Genomic DNA, 16,769 nt, shown 5'->3' with positions numbered 1-16,769 from the left:
GCGCCCGAGGTCACACCCGGTCGGAGCCTCCGTCAGGCCGGGCGACCCCGGCCGTCCGCCTCACTCCGCGGGTCTCCCGGGTGCCGACTCCTCCGCACCGCGGGCCGCGTGCTCGGTGAGCTGCTGGTTCACCTCGCGGGTCTGCTCGGTCAGCTGGCGGGCCCGCGCCTCGGCCTGGTCCGCCCGCGCGTTGATGCGGGCGATGTCGTCCTCGATGACCTTGAGGGCCATCTCCGTCGCGGCATCCGCGTCCTGCGGCGGGAGGTCGCCGGGAAGAGCCTCCAGCGCGCTCTTCACCGCCGGGATGCCGCCGCGTTCGTGAATTTCTTTCCAGAACTCGTAGTCCATTGCGCCATCTTGGCCGATCGGGCGGCGTCGACGCGAACGGCGGCCGGGGCGCCCGCACGGCGCCCGTGCCGCACCGTCGTCTCTAGGACGTGGGCGCGGCAGGCGTACGGGCGCGGGCGGGCGTGCTGAAGTCCAACAGGTCCTCGGCCGTCTGCTGGGTCTCCTCCGCGGCCTTGCGGGCCGTGGCGACAACGTCGCCGTGTTCCTGGATGAGCGTGTGGTAGATCGGCGCCTGGGTGGCGTCATTGGCCGGCATGACCTGCGGCTCCTTGTTCGGTGACGGTGTAGCTCAGTCGGCCGTGGGTGGCCGACCCGCGACCTTACGCGAACTCGGTACGTCCGTGGCACCCGACCCCGATCATGAGACGGCCGCTTGTGACCACCTTCACACGCAGGGGCCGCAGGGTCCGAAGGGACCCCGGGCGACCTAGGGTGACTCCGTGCGCGAGGAGAGCCGCGACGAGAGCCGCGAGAAGAGCATCGAGGTGGCGCCCGTCGTACGCCGCCGGGCCGAGCGGCTCGGGCCGGTCGGTGAGAAGTGGCTGGCGGAGCTGCCCGCGCTGATTGCCGACCTCGAACGTCAGTGGTCCGTCGCCGTCGGACCGCCGCTCCGGGCGGGCGCGGGCGGCTACGTGGCCCGGGCCCGCACCGACGGCGGAGCTGCCGTGGTCCTCAAGCTGGCCCTGCCCGAGGCCGAGGGCGCGGGGCAGATCACGACCCTGCTGCGCGCCGGAGGCCGCGGCTACGTGCGTGTGCTGAACCACGACACCGACCGGTTCGCCCTGCTCATGGAGCACCTCGGCGAACCCCTGTCCGAGCTCGCCCTCGCGCCCGAACAGCAGATCGCCGCCCTGTGCGCGACGCTGCGCCGGGCCTGGCGGGTTCCGCGCTCCCCCGGGCCCGCGGAGACCGCAGCGGCGGACAACAAGGCCACCGCGCTCGCCGTGCTCGTCGAGCAGCTGTGGAAGGACCTGGGGCGCCCCTGTTCCGTGGCCGCGTACGACAAGGCCATGGTGTACGCCGAGCGTCGCGCCGCCGCGCACTGCCCGTCCCGAGCAGTGGTCGTCCACGGCGATCCCCACCCGGACAACCTGCTGCGCGTGCCGACGCCACGTGCGGGGGCGGAGAGCGGATTCGTCTTCGTCGACCCCGACGGCTTCCTCGCCGACCCTTCGTACGACCTCGGCGTGGTGCTGCGCGACTGGTGTGCCGAGCTGCTGAACGGCGACGCGCCGCGGCTGGCGCGTCGCTACTGTGCACTGCTGGCCGAGGAGTGCGGTGCCGACGCCACCGCGGTGTGGGAGTGGGGCTACCTCGAACGCGTCTCGACTGCGCTCTACCTCCTCGCCCACGGGGCGGAGGCAGCGAGCCGCCCGTACTTCGAGACGGCGGAAATCCTCGCGGACAAATCACGTGCCGTGCCGGACTCCGCCCTGTTACGGTCCCCGACATGAACAAGCGCGCTGCGATGACGACGACGCCGGAGAGTGTCCCGGCGCGCTGACCGATGTCTGAGTCCGAAGCCCCGGGGCGAGTGCCCCGGGGCTTCTGCTTGCGGTCACTCGCCTCACGTCCGCGAGGAGACCGCCATGAGCAATGCGACCCACGACCACGACCAGCCCCGCGCCCACGACCACGACCACGACCACCGCAAACTCGGGCGCGAGCTCGGCCTGTTCGGCACCGATCCGCTGTTCGGTGCGGGACTTCCTTACTGGCTGCCGGACGGCGCGGCCGTGCGGCACGCCTTGGAGGAGTACATCCGCGACGCCGAGCGGCGTGCGGGCTACCGGCACGTGTACTCGCCGGTGCTCGGCAAGCGGGAGTTGTACGAGATCTCGGGGCACTGGTCGCACTACAGCGACGACATGTTCCCGCCGATGGACGTGGGCGGCGAGCAGATGGTGCTGCGACCGAGCCTGTGCCCACACCACGCGGTGATGTACCGCTCCCGCTCCCACAGCTACCGCGAGCTGCCGCTGCGCATGGCCGAGACCGGCGGTATGTACCGCGCGGAACTCTCCGGCGTGCTGGGCGGGTTGAACCGGGTCCGTGCCATCCACCTCAATGACGCGCACATCTTCTGCACCTTGGACCAGGTCGCCGACGAGGCGCGCGTCGCCCTGGAGATGATCCGCTCCGCGTACGACGCGCTCGGCATCCGTCCGGCCCGCTTCCGGCTCTCCTTGCCGGGCCCCGGCGGCAAGTACGTCGCCGACCCCGAGAAGTGGCGCCGGTCCACCGCCCTGCTCACCGAGGTGCTCGACAGCTCCGGACTGCCCTACGAGGCCGCCGAGGGAGAGGCCGCGTTCTACGGGCCGAAGATCGACGTCCAGGTCGTCGACGGGGCGGGCCGCGAGTCCACCCTCTCCACCGTTCAGGTCGACTTCCACCAGCCCGAGCGTTTCGATCTGCACTACATCGGGGCGGACGGCGCCAAGCACCGGCCGGTGATGGTCCACCGCAGCATCATCGGCAGCGTGGAGAGAGCGGTCGCCCATCTCATCGAGCAGCACGGCGGCGCGTTCCCCGCCTGGCTCGCCCCCGTCCAGGTGGCGGTCCTGCCGGTCTCCGAGGCCCAATTGCCGGGCGCCGAGCGGCTGCTGCAGCGGTGCGCGGAGCTCGGGCTGCGGGCCGAGCTCGCCGGTCCGGAGCTCGGGAGCCTGAGCGCGCGCGTCCGGGCGGCCCGTCTCGTGCCCTACCAGGCCGTGATCGGCGCCAAGGAGGACGCCGACGACCTGGTCGCGCTGCGGCTGCGCGACGGCCGACGCGTCGATCCGCTGCCCGCCGCCGAGGCGCTGGCCCGCATCGGCTCCCTGATCGGGGCGCACCGCGCCGAGCTGTGGGACTGAGGGGGGCTAGAAGCAGGGCAGGGGTCAGAGCGCGCCGATGACCAGCGTCAGGCCCATGACCGTCATCGTCGCGGCGATCAGGAAGTCCAGCGCCCGCCAGGACGCGGGCCGCGCGAAGAAGCCGCTCAGCAGCCGCGCGCCGTAGCCGAGCGCGGCGAACCAGCACACGCTGCCCAGCATCGCGCCCGCCCCGAAGGCCCAGCGCAGCGTGTCGTGACCGGCGGCGACCGAGCCGAGGAGGAGGACGGTGTCGAGGTAGACGTGCGGGTTGAGCCAGGTCATGGCGAGGCAGGCGAGCAGGGCGCCGCGCCGTGACCCGGCCGTCGCGCCCGTGGCCGTCATGGCGGTGGGGCGCAGGGCCCGGCGTGCGGCGAGCACGGCGTACGAGAGGAGGAAGCCTCCGCCTATCAGGCCGACGAGGGTCAGCGCGGGCGGCCAGGCCGTGACCACGGTGCCGACTCCGGCCACGCCCGCCGCGATGAGCACCATGTCGGATACGGCGCAGATGGCCACCACGCTGAGCACCGACTGACGTCGGATGCCCTGGCGCAGCACGAAGGCGTTCTGCGAGCCGATGGCGACGATGAGCGAGAGTCCGGTGCCGAATCCGGCAGCCGCGGCGGTCAGTGCTGTTCCCATGGCATCGACGTTAAAGATCATTGATGCCTTAAGTACAGGTAAGGATTCTGATGTAGCTTAAGCAATCGTGATGTCATCTTCTGGAGGCGCGGCATTCAAGTCCGGGGCGCTGTCGGAGCTGCCGCTGGAGCATGTGCGCACGCTCCTCGCCGTCGTCGACGAGGGCACCTTCGACGCCGCCGCTGCCGCCCTGCACGTCACGCCACCGGCGGTCAGTCAGCGCGTGAAGGCGTTGGAGCGCCGGACCGGCCGTGTCCTGCTCATGCGTACGAAGCCGGTGCGGCCCACCGAGTCGGGGCAGGTCGTCGTGCGGTTCGCCCGGCAGCTGGCCCGCCTCGAACGGGACGCGCGTGCCGAGCTCGGGATCAGTGACACGGGCGAGCCCGCCGTGCTGCCGGTCGCGGTGAACGCCGACTCGCTCGCCACCTGGTTCATGTCCGCGCTGGCCCGGATCCCGGACGAGCTGCGGATCTGCTTCGAGCTGCGCCGCGAGGACGAGGACCACACGACGTCGCTGCTGCGCGAGGGTTCGGTGATGGCGGCGGTGACGTCGTCGCCGGACGCGGTGTCGGGCTGTACGGTGCGGCGGCTTGGACGGATGCGGTATCTGCCGGTCGCCTCGCCCGAGTTCGTGGCGCGGCGGCTCGGCGACTGGCCGCGCGTGCCGCTCGGGGAGGTCCTCGCGGATGCTCCCGTGATGTTCTTCGACCGCCGCGACTGTCTGCAGGACGACTTCGCGCGCAAGGTGACGGGTGGGCGCGGCGCGAGCCCGCTGCGGCACTACGTCCCCTCGTCGCGTGGCTTCGTCGAGGCGATCGAGGCGGGCCTCGGCTGGGGCGTGGTGCCGCAGGCGCAGGCCGAGCCGCTGCTTCGCGCAGGCACGCTGGTCCTGCTCGATGCCGAGCGCGTGGTGGACGTACCCCTGTTCTGGCAGCAGTGGAAGCTCGACTCCCCCGCGCTCGCCGCGATGGCGGACGCGGTGGTCGCCGCGGCCGCGACCGCACTGGACCGGTGACACGGGGCGAACAGAACGTGCGGTGTACGCGAGTCCTGTCTAGCGTCACTGGCATGAACACTGATCCGCAGAGTTACGAGCTGCTGTTGGTGCCCGAGTTCACCGCGGGCGACGGGGCGGGGGCGGGCGGCTCCGCCGGGGCGCTGCGTTCCGCGGTGGTGGTGGCCACCGGGAAGACCGGTGCATCCGGCTATCCGCGGTACGTGGGGGACGGCATGGAGGCCGACATCGACCCCGAGACCCGGTCGGTCGAGGCCGTACTCGTCGACGGGTCCGAACTGGACTACGGATTGTCGGTGCGGGTCGCCCCTGCGGAGTGACAAAAAGAATCGGCGTGTCAAGAATTCCGCCGCACTGTTTATACGGATGTATGCAATACGAATCATTCACGCTGGCTTGAACAGATCGCTTTCCGTGGGGCTCACAGGTCGACCGGGTAGGCTTCGGTCCGCCAAAAGACAACATGAGTAAACCTCCTGCCGACCACGTGGGGAGCTGGTCATGCGACCGGGCGAGCGGATCGGGGGCCTCGTTCAGTCCCTCTCGGAACACCTCGTCAACAATGTCGAGGAACAAATGCTGGAGGGCGCGCGCCGCGATTTCCTCCAGAACGGATTCACCAAATTACCCTTCTTGGTGCCCGACCCCGTGAAGTCGTCGGTCGCGGCCGAAATAGAAGATCTTGTCGCCGAACACGGCGTGCGGCGCGGAATGAGCTTCAAGGAAACCGGCGGCACGCCCCGGCTGATGCGCAATGTCCGCCATCGCGAAATCAGCGAGCACGGGGACGTGATTCCACAGGTGTACGCGTCCACCGACCTGCTCGGCGCCCTGGGAAGGGTCGCCGGAGAGCCGGTGCTCACGTGTCCCTACGAGCCGGAGCGCTATGTGATCACCGAGCTGGAGCAGTCCGGTGACACGCACGGGTGGCACTGGGACGACTACAGCTTCGCGCTCGTCTGGGTCGTCGCCTGTCCGCCCGCCGAGCACGGCGGGTTCGTCCAGTGCGTGCCCCGCACGTACTGGAACAAGGAGGACCCGCAACTGCACCAGCAGTTCATCGCACAGCCCATCCACTCCTTCGAACTGCAGCCGGGCGACCTCTACTTGATGCGCACCGACACCACCCTGCACCGCGTCTACCCGCTCACCCGCGGCCGCCGCCTCATCATCAACATGGGCTACGCGTCCCGTGCCGACCTGCACAAACCGATCAGCCACGAAACCATGGACGGGCTCTGGAACGGCTCACGCAAAGACCAGGCGGAGCAGACCGTATGACCCCAGTGGAGGGGGCCGCGCCGGAGGCGTCCGAGCCCCCTCGACTGGTCCGCCAGTTGGACACCTCGGGGCTCGTGGCGCACTATGTCACCTCCGTGATGGGCGCGGGCGTGCTGCTGATTCCCGCTCTCGCCTGGGCCGAGGCGGGACCGCTTTCCCTGGTCGCTTGGGGGGTGCTGATCCTCTACAGCTATCCCTTCGCCCTCGTCTTCGCGAAACTGTCCGTACGGCATCCCACGAGCAAGGGCGTCGCCCAGTTCGTGGAGGCGGCATTCGGCGCCCGGGCGGGCCGGATCGCCGCCGTCTTCCTCCTCCTCACGCTGCTCGCGGGCAATCCGGTACTGGGGCTCGCGGCCGGGCGCTATCTGCTCGCGGCCGTCGATCCCGCGGCGTCGAACCGGGCTTCCCTCCTCGCGGGCGCCGCCGTCATCGTGTTCTGCGTCGCGCTCAACCTCTGGGGAATCAAGGTGAGTACGCGCGTCCAGATGACGGTTCTCGGCTGCGTGGTGCTGCTGCTCGCCGTCGTCATCTGTCTGGCTCTTCCCAAGGGGGACTACGGACGTCTCGCGCCGTTCGCCCCGCACGGCTGGAGTTCCCTCGGCAGTACGTTGCTCATCTGCTTCTTCGGGTTCATCGGCTGGGAGAACGCGGCCCCGGTGGCCGAGGAGGTGCGGGATCCAGGACGCACCTTTCCCAGAGGGATTCTCTATGCCGTCAGTTGTGTGGGTCTCCTGTACTTCGCCATGGCGTTCACCGTCTCCGTGGCGCTGCCCGAGACGTCCGCGGGCCAGTCCGATCTGACGGCGTTCGTGCGGCTCCTCCAGGTCGCCACGGGGTCGGGGCTGGAGAGCACCGGCTATCTCATCGCGGGAGTCCTGCTGCTGCTCACCACCAACGCCTGGTGCCTGGGCACTTCCCGCGTCGTCTTCGCGCTCGCCAGGGACGGCATCCTGCCGACCGGGCTCAGCCGCCTCTCCCGACCGGGCAAGGTCCCGGCGCGCGCCGTTCTCGCGCTCCTGCCCGGCTACGCCGTACCGGTCCAGCTCCTCCTGGCCACCGACTCCGGCGAGACGACGCTGATCAAGGCGTCGTCGGCGACCTACCTGCTCATCTTCCTCATGGCCTTCCTCTCCGCCGCCCGTCTCCTCCCCCGGGGCCGCACTGCCCGCCTGAACCTCGCGCTCATCGCCTCCACCGTCGCCATGCTGCCGTTCCTCGGCGTCAGCGTGGCCGTGGCGCTGACGATGCTGCTCGTCTCCGTCGTCGCCGAGCGCTGGCTGCGCAGGCGCGTCCCTCCCTCCACCGAGACAGGAGTACTCACGTGACCGCGCGACACATCCTGCGCATACAGGACCTCTCCGCCAAGGAAATGTGCTCCCTGCTCGACCTCGCCGAAGCGATGAAGCGCGGCGACGACTCGCGCGCCCATCTGGCGGGCCGCTGCATCGGCCTGCTCTTCAACGTGCCCTCCACCAGAACCCGGGTCTCCTTCCAGGTCGCCGCCTCCCAACTCGGCGCCGACAGCTACCCGTACGGGGTGGAAGAGCTGCGGCTCGCCAACCGCGAGTCGATCGAGGACACCATCGGCGTACTCAATCGCTATCTCGACGCCCTCGTGGTGCGCTGGTACGACATGAACGAGTACGGCGCGGGGCACCGCCGGCTGCGCGCGATGGCCGAGCAGGCGACGATTCCCGTCATCAACGCGCTGGACGACGAGGAGCACCCGTGCCAGGTCCTCGCCGACCTGATGACGCTGCGGGAGCTGTTCGGTGCGCAGGTTCCGGCCAAACGGATCGTGTACGCGTGGTCCTATTCGCCGCGGCAGAAGACCCCCGGCGTCCTACACTCCTCGATGATGGCCGCGGCCCTGCTCGGGCACCGCATCACCGTCGCGCATCCGCCCGGCTTCGCCCCCGAGGAGCGCGTGACCCGAGCCGCCAGGGAGGTCGCCGCAGGCACCGGCGCGAGCGTCGAGCTCACCCACGACCTGGAGGCGGCCGTCCGCGGCAGCGCCGCCGTGTACACCCTGAGCTGGAAGTCCCCCACGCTCGTCGGCCAGGAAGAGATCCAGTCGCGGACGCGGCTCGCGGACCGGTGGCGGATCACCGCGCCGCTGATGCAACTGGCCGACGACGACGCGGTGTTCCTCGACTGCATGCCCACCAACCGGGGCGAGGAGGTCGACGCCGAGGTCAAGGACGGGCCGCGGTCGAAGATCTTCCAGCAGGCGGAGAACCGGCTGCACACCCAGAAGGCCCTGCTCACCCAGCTGTTCGACGGAACGCTCACGGGAGGCAGTCGATGAGGGCGGGACGATCGGGCGCACGGGTGGCGCTGGTCACCGGGGGCGGCGGTGGCATAGGCGGCGCCGTCGCGCGGCGGCTCGCGGACGAGGGAGCGGCCGTCGCGGTCGTCGACCGGGACCGCGAGGCGGCGGCCGTGGCCGACCGCATCCGTGCCGACGGCGGAGTCGCCGAGTCGTTCCTGTGCGACGTCTCCGACGAGGACGACGTCCTGGCGCTCGTGAAGGAGGTCGTCGGCAGGCTCGGCGGCATCACGGACGTGTGCTGCGTCGCGGGGAGCATCCGGCGGGGAACGGTGCAGGACCTGTCCCTGGAGGACTGGCACAGGTCGTTCGCGGACAACGTGGACTCGGTCTTCCTCGTGTGCCGGGCGGTGCTTCCGCTCATGGAGCGGGCCGGACGCGGCAGCATCGTCACCGTCGCCTCCGGCTGGGGGCTGCGCGCCGGGGAGAAGGCAGCCGCGTACTGCACGGCCAAGGCGGGCGTGGTGATGCTGACCCAGGCGATGGCGCTGGACCACAGCCCCGCGGGCATCAGGGTCAACTGCGTCGCGCCGGGCGACACCCGAACCCCCATGCTGGCCCGTGAAGCGCGCCAACTGGGCCAGTCCGACGCCGAGTTCCTCGCCGAGGCCGCCGAACGGCCGCTGGGCCGGATCGGGACGCCCGAGGACATCGCCGCCGCGGTCGCCTTCCTCGCCGGTCCCGACGCCGACTTCGTCACGGGCAGCGTGCTCACGGTCGACGGCGGGGGCAGCGTCTGAGACACCGCAGCACTGCGGGCGGCGTCGGGCGATACGTGCTCAGCCGGGCAGCGGTGAGACGGGGCGTTCGAAGAACGTCTCCAGGGAGACCGTGGCCTGTGTGCCGCTGACCCCTTCGATCGCGTACAACCGGCGCAGCACGTCCTGCAGTTGCACGGTCGTCGCCGTGCGGATCTTCACCAGGACCGAGGCGCTGCCCGCGATGACGTGCGCCTCCTGTATCTCGGCGATCGCCGCGAACGCTTCGGCGGACTCCCCCATCCACGCCGTCGATTCGACCATCACGAAGGCGAGCACCCCGCGGTCGAGCGCCGCGGGGTCCACCTCGATGGTGGTGCGCCGGATGACTCCGCGCTCACGGAGCTTGCGCACCCGCTCGTGGGCGGCGCCCGCGGAGAGACTCGCCCCCTTGCCGAGAGCGGCGTACGAGATGGTCGCGTCCTCCTGGAGGAGCGCGATCAGCCGACGGTCGATGTCATCCACGGTCACCATGGCGCAACCATACATCGTTCTGACATAGTCATGATCGACCGAACATCATTCAGCTTCAGGCCACCTAGGGGTATCCATGTCCGGCAATGACAGCACCTCCCTGTACGAGATCCTGGACGAGCGGTTCCGTACCGGACGGTGTGCGAACGGGGACGACCGGCTCGAGCGGCTCCACGGGGGCTGCCGGTGGGCCGAAGGGCCGCTCTACCTCCCCGCCTGGCGCCAGCTCGTCTGGAGCGACATCCCGAACGACCGGCTGCTGCGCTGGGACGAGGCGACCGGCGCGGTCTCCGTCTTCCGCTCGCCCGCCGGGCACATCAACGGCAACACCCTCGACCGCGAGGGCCGCCTCATCAGCTGCGAGCAGGGCAACCGCCGGGTCACCCGCACCGAGCCCGACGGCCGGATCACGGTGCTCGCCGAGCGGTACGAGGGCAAGCGGCTGAACAGCCCGAACGACGCGGTCGTCCGCTCGGACGGATCGGTGTGGTTCTCCGACCCCGACTTCGGCATCACCAGCGACTACGAGGGATACCGCGCCGAGCCCGAGCTCGACGGCCTGAACGTGTACCGGATCGACCCGTCGACGGGCGAGGTGCGCCTGGTCGCGGACGGCTTCGGGGCGCCGAACGGGCTCGTCTTCTCGCCCGACGAACGGCAGTTGTACGTCTCCGACACCCGCGGCGGCTGCATCCGGGTCTTCGACGTGCGCGAGGACGGCACGCTCTCCGACGGCAAGGTGTTCGCCGAGGCCAAGGACGGCGTCAGCCGGTTCGACAACATCCGCTTCGACGACGGCGGCCGCTTGTGGGCCGCCGCCATCGAGGGAGGGGTGCACTGCTACGACCCCGACGGCACCCTGATCGGGCGGCTTCGGGTACCGGAGCCGGTGTCGAACATCGCGTTCGGCGGCCCGAAGAACAACCGCCTGTTCATCACCGCGACCAGCTCGCTGTACTCACTGGTCATGGCCGTCACCGGGCTGCCGCGCGTGCGCCGCTGAGCGGTACCTCAGAAGCGGACGTCGGAGCAGGCGTAGAAGGCGTTGCCGGTGTCCGCGATGGTCCATACGCCGAGGATGATGTGCTGCCCGGTCTTCTGGGGCAGGACACCGTCATGGGTGACCGTGGAGCCGGGCTGACGGCCGCCGAAGGGCACCGCGAGGAATGGCTGCAGTTCCAGGTCGGCCCTGGTCAGCGGCTTGGTCGGGTCCCAGCCGTCCTTGGTGATGTAGTAGCGGAAGTCGGTCGTGGCGTGGCGGGCGGTGATGCGCCAGAGGAAGGTGTGGTTCTGGCCCGCGGTCAGCTTGGTGGTCGGCCACTTCCCGCCCCGCGGGTCGTCCAGTTCGTGGAAGCGCCCGATGCCGCCCGAGCAGATATTGCCGTCCTGGGGCCCACGCGCGGGGAACCCCTTGGGACCCTCCACGCTCGGCGGCTCCCACTGGATCTGGCCGCAGTTCTTGACGGTGCCGTTGCCGCACAACTGCTGGCGGCTGACGGGCGAGTCGGTGTAGCCGTGGGCCTGGGCGCTGCCGCTGGTGGCCAGCATGGCCGAACCGGCGAGGCCGAGGCCCAGGAGTAACGAGGTGAGTTTGTTTCTCACGAGGGGCTCCCGTGGTCCGAGGATGCGGTTGGGGCGGACGCACACCTCTGGAGCACCACCGATCGAACCCTGAGGAGCGGGGCGGCGGTGCGGGGACAACCGGAGGGCACACGTCCGACGCGGTCTAGACCAAGTCCGAGACTAGCCCCACGAGTTGGGCATGTCCATACCAATGGAGTCCCACGGTCGATGACCGTGGGACTCCGTCCGCCGGTGCCCCGCACCGCTCACTCCGTGGCTTCCGCCTCCACCGGCTTGGGGATGAGGAAGGACGTCACGAAGGCCGCCGCGATGAGGGCGACTCCGGCGATCATGCCTGCCGTGTATCCGGCGGGAGAGGTCTTGTCGGCCGGTTCCGCGGCGGTCTGCACGGCGTACAGGACGGCGAAGCTGAGGCCCGCGCCGAGGTTGAAGGCGCCCGCGTTCAGGCCGGGCAGGAAGCCGGGGTTCTCCTTCGGGGAGAGCACGATGCCGAGGCCGTTGAGGACGATGTTGCCCACGCCCGCGTAGGTGACGCCGATGAGGATCGACGCGGCGAGGAGCAGCAGCCGCGAGTCGGCGTGCAGCGTGAACAGCATCAGGGTGACCGTCACGGCCGAGCCGATGAGGCCGAAGCGCAGGATGCGCCCGTAGCCGTACGTGGCGGCGAGGCGTCCCGCGATGGGTCCCATGGCGAGGCCCGCGAGGGCGTACGGCGTCAGGGTCCACCAGGCGGATTGCTCGGCGCTCATGCCGAACCCTGCCTGGGCGTCCTGGGCGAAGGCCGGGATCATGCCGTTCATCACGGCGAACACGCCGGTCATGGTGAGGACGGTGGTGAGCAGCAGGGCCCAGGTGGAGCGCTGGCGCAGATGGCGGGTGGCGACCAGGGGGTGGCTGCTGCGGTCCTCGACGCGCCAGAACAGGGCGAAGGCGACGGCGGTGACGACGAAGAGGCCGACGACGAGCGGCCAGTTCGCGTTGCCGAGCTTGCCCGCCTCGTTCAGGGCGATCAGGGCCGCGCCGACCGAGATGACCAGGAGGGTGACTCCGGGCCAGTCCATGCGGCTGTCCGCGCTGTCGGCGGAGAGGGCCGCCTTCGACTCGGGGGTGAGGGTGGCGACGAGGAGCGTGGCGATCGCGGCGACACCGGCCATGGCCCAGAACACCGACTGGAAGCCGTGGTGGTCGGCGAGGTAGCCGCCGGCCAGGGAGTCGACGCCCGCGATGCCGCCGTTGACGGCGGTGATGACGCCGAGGAGCGTGCCGTACTTCTTCGGCTCGTGGACCTCGTTGCGCAGCATGATGAGGCAGAGCGGCACGGTGGGACCGGACACGCCCTGGATGACGCGGCCCGCGAAGAGCATCGGCACGCTCTCGGCGAGGGCGGCGACGACGCAGCCGACGACCATGAGCGCGAGCATTCCGGCGAGCACCTTGCGCCGCCCGACGAGGTCGCCGAGGCGGGGCAGGAAGAGCGAGAAGAGCGCGGCCGAGGTGAAGAACGCGGTCTGGGTCAGTCCGATCTCCGCGGAGGTCGCCCCGAGGGAGTCCTCGATGTTCTTCAGGGCGGGGCTGAGCATGCTCGCGTTGAGCTGGAAGGCGAAGCAAGCCGCGAGGAGCGCGGTGACCAGGACCCCGATGCGCACCGGCCGGGAGCCGCGGGCGCCGCCCGGAGCGGCGGCGGGTTCGGTGAGGGCGTTCATGCGCTGACGTCGCCGATCCGCTCGAGGGCGTCCACGATCAGGTCCCAGAAGCGCTTGTGGTCCAGGTCGACGGCGACCTGGGTGGTGCAGTCGTCGGGGGCGGGCGCGCGGAAGTCCGTCACGGTCATGCCGAGGGTGAGGGTGCCGGTGAGCTCGATGTCCACGGGGGCCTTGCGGACGGTCATGACGCTCGGGTCGATGACGTAGGCGACGGCGCACGGGTCGTGGACCGGCGGGGCGTCGAAGCCCTGGGCCTCCAGGTACATGGCGCCGAAGAAGTCGAGGAGCTCGTTGACGAAGAGGGCGGGCTTAGTGCCGACCTGCGCGATGCGCTCGACGACCTCGGGGGTGGCGAGGGCCTGGTGGGTCAGGTCGAGGCCGACCATCGTGACCGGCCAGCTCTCGTTGAAGACGATGTGCGCGGCCTCGGGGTCGATCTTGATGTTGAACTCGGCGACCGGGCTCCAGTTGCCCACGTGGTAGCCGCCGCCCATCAGAACGACCTCGCGGACGCGCTCGACGATGCGGGGCTCCTTGCGGGCGGCCAGGGCGATGTTGGTGAGGCCCGCGGTGGGGACGATGGTGATCTCGCCGGGCTCGTGGGCCATGACCGTGTCGATGATGAGGTCGACGGCGTGGCGCTCGTCCAGGGCCAGGGTCGGCTCGGGCATCACCGGGCCGTCGATGCCGCTCTCGCCGTGGATGTCGGGGGCGGTCTCCACGTCGCGGACGAGGGGGCGGGGGCAGCCCGCGGCGAAGGGGACGCCGGTGATGTTCGCGATGCGGGCCACCGAGAGGGCGTTGCGGGTGACCTTCTCCAGGGTCTGGTTGCCCACGACGGTGGTGACGGCTACCAGGTCGACATCCGGGTTTCCGTGCGCCAGGAGCATGGCGATCGCGTCGTCATGTCCGGGGTCGCAGTCCAGGATGATCTTTCGGGGCATCGCGGAACCTCTTTGTTCGGCTGAGCTGACGCCGCGTGGCGGGACGCTGCGCGGCGACGGCTCGGGAAAACGTTCTCCCAAGACTGTGTGCACCGGTGCGAATTATGTCAATGGTCAACGACACACCCCGGCAAACTCGCCCGGAACGGACATGGTTCTAGGGGGCACCAGCGCGTACAGAATTGGTTCAACAGGGAGAATACGCCCGGAAAATCGGGCCTGGTGACGCCGATGGCCCGCTGATAACGTTTGCCGAAACGCATCGAAGGGTGGGCGCGGCGTGGCCGACGTAACGCTGAGAGACGTGGCCCGGGCCTCCGGCTGCTCCGTCGCCACGGTCTCCCGGGTCCTTGCGGGCACCCGCCCCGTCGGCGCCGAGACCGCCCGCCGGGTCCGCGCGGCCGCCGAGGCGCTCGGCTACCGGCCGAACCACGCGGCCCGCGCCCTGCGCAGCCGCACCACGGGCACGGTCGGACTCGTCCTGCCGCAGATCACGAACCCCTTCTACCCCACGCTGGTCCGGGAGTTGACGCACGCCCTGCACGCCGAGGGGCGCGCCGTGCTGCTCGCCGACTGCGACGACGACCCGGTGGCGGAGGCGGAGTACATCGCCGACCTGCTGGGTCGGCAGGTCGACGCGCTCCTGGTGATCCCGGCGCACGAGGAGCGCAGCAGGGAGGCGGTGACCGCGGCGGCCGCCCGGGTGCCGCTCGTCCTGATGGACCGGGGCTGCGGGCCCGCCGTCGCCGACTCCGTGGCGGTGGACAACTCCGCGGGCATGGCCCTCGTCCTCGATCACCTGGCCGCCACGGGCCGCCGTCGCGTCTGCTTCCTCGGCGCGGCGGGCACGGCCTCGACCGCCGCCGAGCGACGCGGTGCCTACGCAGCCGGTGCCGCCGCGCTCGACCCCGGGGCGCCGGACCGGGTGGCCCTCGGCGACTTCTCCGTGGAGTGGGGCCGGGCCGCGGTCGACGAGGTGTGGCCCACCCGGCCCGACGCCCTCGTCTGCGCGAACGACCTGATCGCCGTCGGCGCGCTGCAGCGCCTGCAGCAGCTCGGCGTCGACGTACCCGGCGAGGTCGCCGTCACCGGCTTCGACGACATCCCGATGGCGGCGCTCTCCGCACCCGGCATCACCACGGTCCGCCAGCCGGTGGCCGAGCTGGCCGCGGAGGCGGCCCGCCTGCTGGCCCGGCGCCTCGCCGGGGGCGAGGAGGGCCCGCGGCAGGCGATACGGCTGGCGCCCGAGCTGGTGGTGCGCGAGTCGAGCGGACCGATCCGTGATCGCCGCTGAGCCCTTCACCGCGTAACTGCGCGTCCAAGGCTGTTACTTGCGTCATGCCGACTTGAACCTGACATTGATGTCAAGGAATAGCTTGGCGCTGTCCTCGACCGAACACCGGGCGAGAACAGCGCTAAGGAGTCTGCGATGAGCACAGCCCTGGGGTACCGAGCCTTCGGTGCCGCCGACGTCCACGAGTTCTTCGACCGGCCCGTTCCGACGCCCGGCCCTTCAGAAGTCCTGGTCCGCGTCGCGGCCGCGGGAGTCAATCCGCTCGATCACCTGCTCCGGTCCGGACACGTCAGGGAGCTGAACGGCCACGTGCCCTTTCCGCAGGTCCTGGGAATGGAGGCGGCGGGCACCGTCCTGGCGGTGGGCGACGAGGTGACAGGCCTGGCCGTCGGCGACCGGGTCACCGGATTCGCCCTGACCGGCGCAGGCACGTACGCGCGGACGACCCTGTTGCTCGCCGAGTCCACGGCCCGCATCCCCGACACGCTGCCGGAGACCTGGGCGGCGACCGTTCCCGTCGCGGGCACCACCGCCCTCGACGCCCTGGACCAACTCGGCTTGCCGGCAGGGGCGTCGCTGCTCGTGAACGGCGTCGGCGGCGGCGTCGGGATCGCTCTCGCCCAGCTCGCGCGGGACCGTGGCCTGGTCGTGGTCGGCACCGGCAGTGCGGCCAAGCGGGATCGCGTGACGGCGACCGGAGCGGCCTTCGTCGAGTACACCGCAGGCGATGTCGTGGCCCTGCTCCGGGCGCAGGCCCCGGAGGGCTTCGACGCCGTGGTCGACACGGTCGGCGGAGATTCCCTGCGGAGCGTCGCCCCGTTGGTGACGAAGCCGGACGCGCTCGTCTCTGTGGGCGACCCGTCGGTCACCGAGCTCGGTGGCACGATGGTCCGCCGCCGTCTGGACCGGAGCAGCATCGAGCGCGTCGCCGAGCTGATGGCCGCCGGGCGGCTCGATCCCAACATCACGGCGACCTATCCGCTGTCACAGGCGCAGGAGGCGCTGGCGCTCGTCGAGTCGGGCCACGCGTCGGGCAAACTCGTCATCGACATGCGGCTCTGATCTCACGCCTCGCAGTGCAGACCGTCCCCGGCAGGCAGGGGACCGCGCCGAGCCGCGTCGAGCCGGTGCCGGGAGTTGGCCTCGATCAAGACGTTGAGGGAGTCCCTGGTCTCGACGAGCCGGGTGATGTCGGCGGTCAGGCGGTCCCGTTCCCTGACCATCGTCCCGAACGCCTCCTCGTGGACGCCGGTGTCGTCGGTGTCCACACAGGGCAGCAACTGGGCGATCACCTTGCTCCCCAGTCCCGCGTCGAACAGCCGCCGGATCAGACGGACCCGTGCGACCTCCGTCGCGGCATAGTGCCGCTGTCCGCCGCCGGAGCGTGTGCTGCTGATCAGCCCCTGCTGCTCGTAGTACCGCAGGGAGCGGGCGCTGGCCCCCGTCAGCCGAGCCACTTCTCCGATCCGCATGGCGACAGCTTAGCCAGCGGGAGCCAGCGGGTGGTTGTCCGGAGATCGCGCACGGCTACCCTGACCCAGCCGGTGT

At 70.6% G+C, this 16,769-nt stretch carries 19 protein-coding genes; 11 read left to right on the top strand and 8 right to left on the bottom strand.

What is annotated here, in order from left to right:
- Nucleotides 1-60 precede the first annotated feature (60 nt).
- Together ABZV77_RS15285 and ABZV77_RS15280 are read right to left on the bottom strand one after the other, a co-directional pair.
- The gene (locus ABZV77_RS15285) at nt 61-348 is read right to left on the bottom strand and encodes a hypothetical protein (protein WP_356255834.1); all 288 of its coding nucleotides are present in this window, start codon (nt 346-348) and stop codon (nt 61-63) included.
- Between the two features lie 82 nt (nt 349-430).
- Nucleotides 431-604, bottom strand: a complete 174-nt coding sequence (locus tag ABZV77_RS15280) for a hypothetical protein (protein ID WP_356255831.1) — start codon at nt 602-604, stop codon at nt 431-433.
- A 184-nt stretch (nt 605-788) separates the two neighbouring features.
- On the opposite strand from ABZV77_RS15280, the gene ABZV77_RS15275 reads away from it, so the two are divergent.
- Nucleotides 789-1,802 (top strand): aminoglycoside phosphotransferase family protein, encoded by a 1,014-nt coding sequence (locus ABZV77_RS15275; protein WP_356255828.1) that lies wholly within the window; start codon nt 789-791, stop codon nt 1,800-1,802.
- A 135-nt stretch (nt 1,803-1,937) separates the two neighbouring features.
- Nucleotides 1,938-3,200, top strand: coding sequence for a threonine--tRNA ligase (thrS, locus tag ABZV77_RS15270; protein WP_356255825.1), 1,263 nt, complete (start codon nt 1,938-1,940; stop codon nt 3,198-3,200).
- A 24-nt stretch (nt 3,201-3,224) separates the two neighbouring features.
- On the opposite strand, the gene ABZV77_RS15265 is transcribed toward thrS, so the two are convergent.
- The gene (locus tag ABZV77_RS15265) at nt 3,225-3,839 is read right to left on the bottom strand and encodes a LysE/ArgO family amino acid transporter (protein WP_356255822.1); all 615 of its coding nucleotides are present in this window, start codon (nt 3,837-3,839) and stop codon (nt 3,225-3,227) included.
- 70 nt (nt 3,840-3,909) lie between these two features.
- Between ABZV77_RS15265 and ABZV77_RS15260 the strand changes: the two genes are divergently transcribed.
- From ABZV77_RS15260 to ABZV77_RS15235, 6 genes are all read left to right on the top strand, one after another.
- Entirely contained in the window at nt 3,910-4,854 is a 945-nt protein-coding gene (locus tag ABZV77_RS15260) for a LysR family transcriptional regulator ArgP (protein ID WP_356255819.1), read from the top strand.
- A gap of 53 nt (nt 4,855-4,907) precedes the next feature.
- The gene (locus tag ABZV77_RS15255) at nt 4,908-5,174 is read left to right on the top strand and encodes a hypothetical protein (RefSeq protein ID WP_356255816.1); all 267 of its coding nucleotides are present in this window, start codon (nt 4,908-4,910) and stop codon (nt 5,172-5,174) included.
- 181 nt (nt 5,175-5,355) lie between these two features.
- Complete coding sequence (locus tag ABZV77_RS15250) at nt 5,356-6,135, top strand: ArpA protein (RefSeq protein WP_356255813.1); 780 nt, start codon at nt 5,356-5,358, stop codon at nt 6,133-6,135.
- On the top strand, nt 6,132-7,460 hold the full coding sequence (locus tag ABZV77_RS15245) for an APC family permease (RefSeq protein ID WP_356255811.1): 1,329 nt from the start codon (nt 6,132-6,134) through the stop codon (nt 7,458-7,460). Before ABZV77_RS15250 ends, ABZV77_RS15245 begins: the two co-directional genes overlap by 4 nt.
- On the top strand, nt 7,457-8,443 hold the full coding sequence (locus ABZV77_RS15240; RefSeq protein WP_356255808.1) for an ornithine carbamoyltransferase: 987 nt from the start codon (nt 7,457-7,459) through the stop codon (nt 8,441-8,443). The genes ABZV77_RS15245 and ABZV77_RS15240 overlap by 4 nt, the downstream gene beginning before the upstream one ends.
- Nucleotides 8,440-9,204, top strand: a complete 765-nt coding sequence (locus tag ABZV77_RS15235; protein WP_356255805.1) for an SDR family NAD(P)-dependent oxidoreductase — start codon at nt 8,440-8,442, stop codon at nt 9,202-9,204. Before ABZV77_RS15240 ends, ABZV77_RS15235 begins: the two co-directional genes overlap by 4 nt.
- A gap of 39 nt (nt 9,205-9,243) precedes the next feature.
- Here the strand turns inward: ABZV77_RS15235 and ABZV77_RS15230 are convergent, their stop codons facing one another.
- Nucleotides 9,244-9,687, bottom strand: coding sequence for an Lrp/AsnC family transcriptional regulator (locus tag ABZV77_RS15230; RefSeq protein ID WP_356256083.1), 444 nt, complete (start codon nt 9,685-9,687; stop codon nt 9,244-9,246).
- Between the two features lie 85 nt (nt 9,688-9,772).
- On the opposite strand from ABZV77_RS15230, the gene ABZV77_RS15225 reads away from it, so the two are divergent.
- Complete coding sequence (locus ABZV77_RS15225; protein ID WP_356255802.1) at nt 9,773-10,699, top strand: SMP-30/gluconolactonase/LRE family protein; 927 nt, start codon at nt 9,773-9,775, stop codon at nt 10,697-10,699.
- Nucleotides 10,700-10,707: 8 nt separating this feature from the next.
- On the opposite strand, the gene ABZV77_RS15220 is transcribed toward ABZV77_RS15225, so the two are convergent.
- The 3 genes from ABZV77_RS15220 to ABZV77_RS15210 form a co-directional block, all read right to left on the bottom strand.
- Nucleotides 10,708-11,298, bottom strand: a complete 591-nt coding sequence (locus ABZV77_RS15220) for a lytic polysaccharide monooxygenase (protein WP_356255799.1) — start codon at nt 11,296-11,298, stop codon at nt 10,708-10,710.
- A gap of 227 nt (nt 11,299-11,525) precedes the next feature.
- Nucleotides 11,526-12,983, bottom strand: coding sequence for an MFS transporter (locus ABZV77_RS15215; protein ID WP_356255796.1), 1,458 nt, complete (start codon nt 12,981-12,983; stop codon nt 11,526-11,528).
- Complete coding sequence (locus ABZV77_RS15210) at nt 12,980-13,927, bottom strand: nucleoside hydrolase (RefSeq protein ID WP_356255793.1); 948 nt, start codon at nt 13,925-13,927, stop codon at nt 12,980-12,982. Before ABZV77_RS15210 ends, ABZV77_RS15215 begins: the two co-directional genes overlap by 4 nt.
- Before the next feature lie 280 nt (nt 13,928-14,207).
- Here ABZV77_RS15210 and ABZV77_RS15205 point away from each other — a divergent pair, with 280 nt between their 5' ends.
- On the top strand, nt 14,208-15,221 hold the full coding sequence (locus ABZV77_RS15205; RefSeq protein ID WP_356255790.1) for a LacI family DNA-binding transcriptional regulator: 1,014 nt from the start codon (nt 14,208-14,210) through the stop codon (nt 15,219-15,221).
- Between the two features lie 135 nt (nt 15,222-15,356).
- Complete coding sequence (locus tag ABZV77_RS15200; protein WP_356255787.1) at nt 15,357-16,283, top strand: NADP-dependent oxidoreductase; 927 nt, start codon at nt 15,357-15,359, stop codon at nt 16,281-16,283.
- 2 nt (nt 16,284-16,285) lie between these two features.
- On the opposite strand, the gene ABZV77_RS15195 is transcribed toward ABZV77_RS15200, so the two are convergent.
- On the bottom strand, nt 16,286-16,693 hold the full coding sequence (locus ABZV77_RS15195; RefSeq protein ID WP_356255784.1) for a MerR family transcriptional regulator: 408 nt from the start codon (nt 16,691-16,693) through the stop codon (nt 16,286-16,288).
- Nucleotides 16,694-16,769 lie beyond the last annotated feature (76 nt).

Origin of the sequence: Streptomyces sp. NPDC004732 (assembly GCF_040609235.1) — a bacterium.
Classification (GTDB): domain Bacteria; phylum Actinomycetota; class Actinomycetes; order Streptomycetales; family Streptomycetaceae; genus Streptomyces.
The sequence above is the reverse complement of the archived record's forward strand: the minus strand, read 5'-3'. Positions and strand labels throughout refer to the sequence as shown.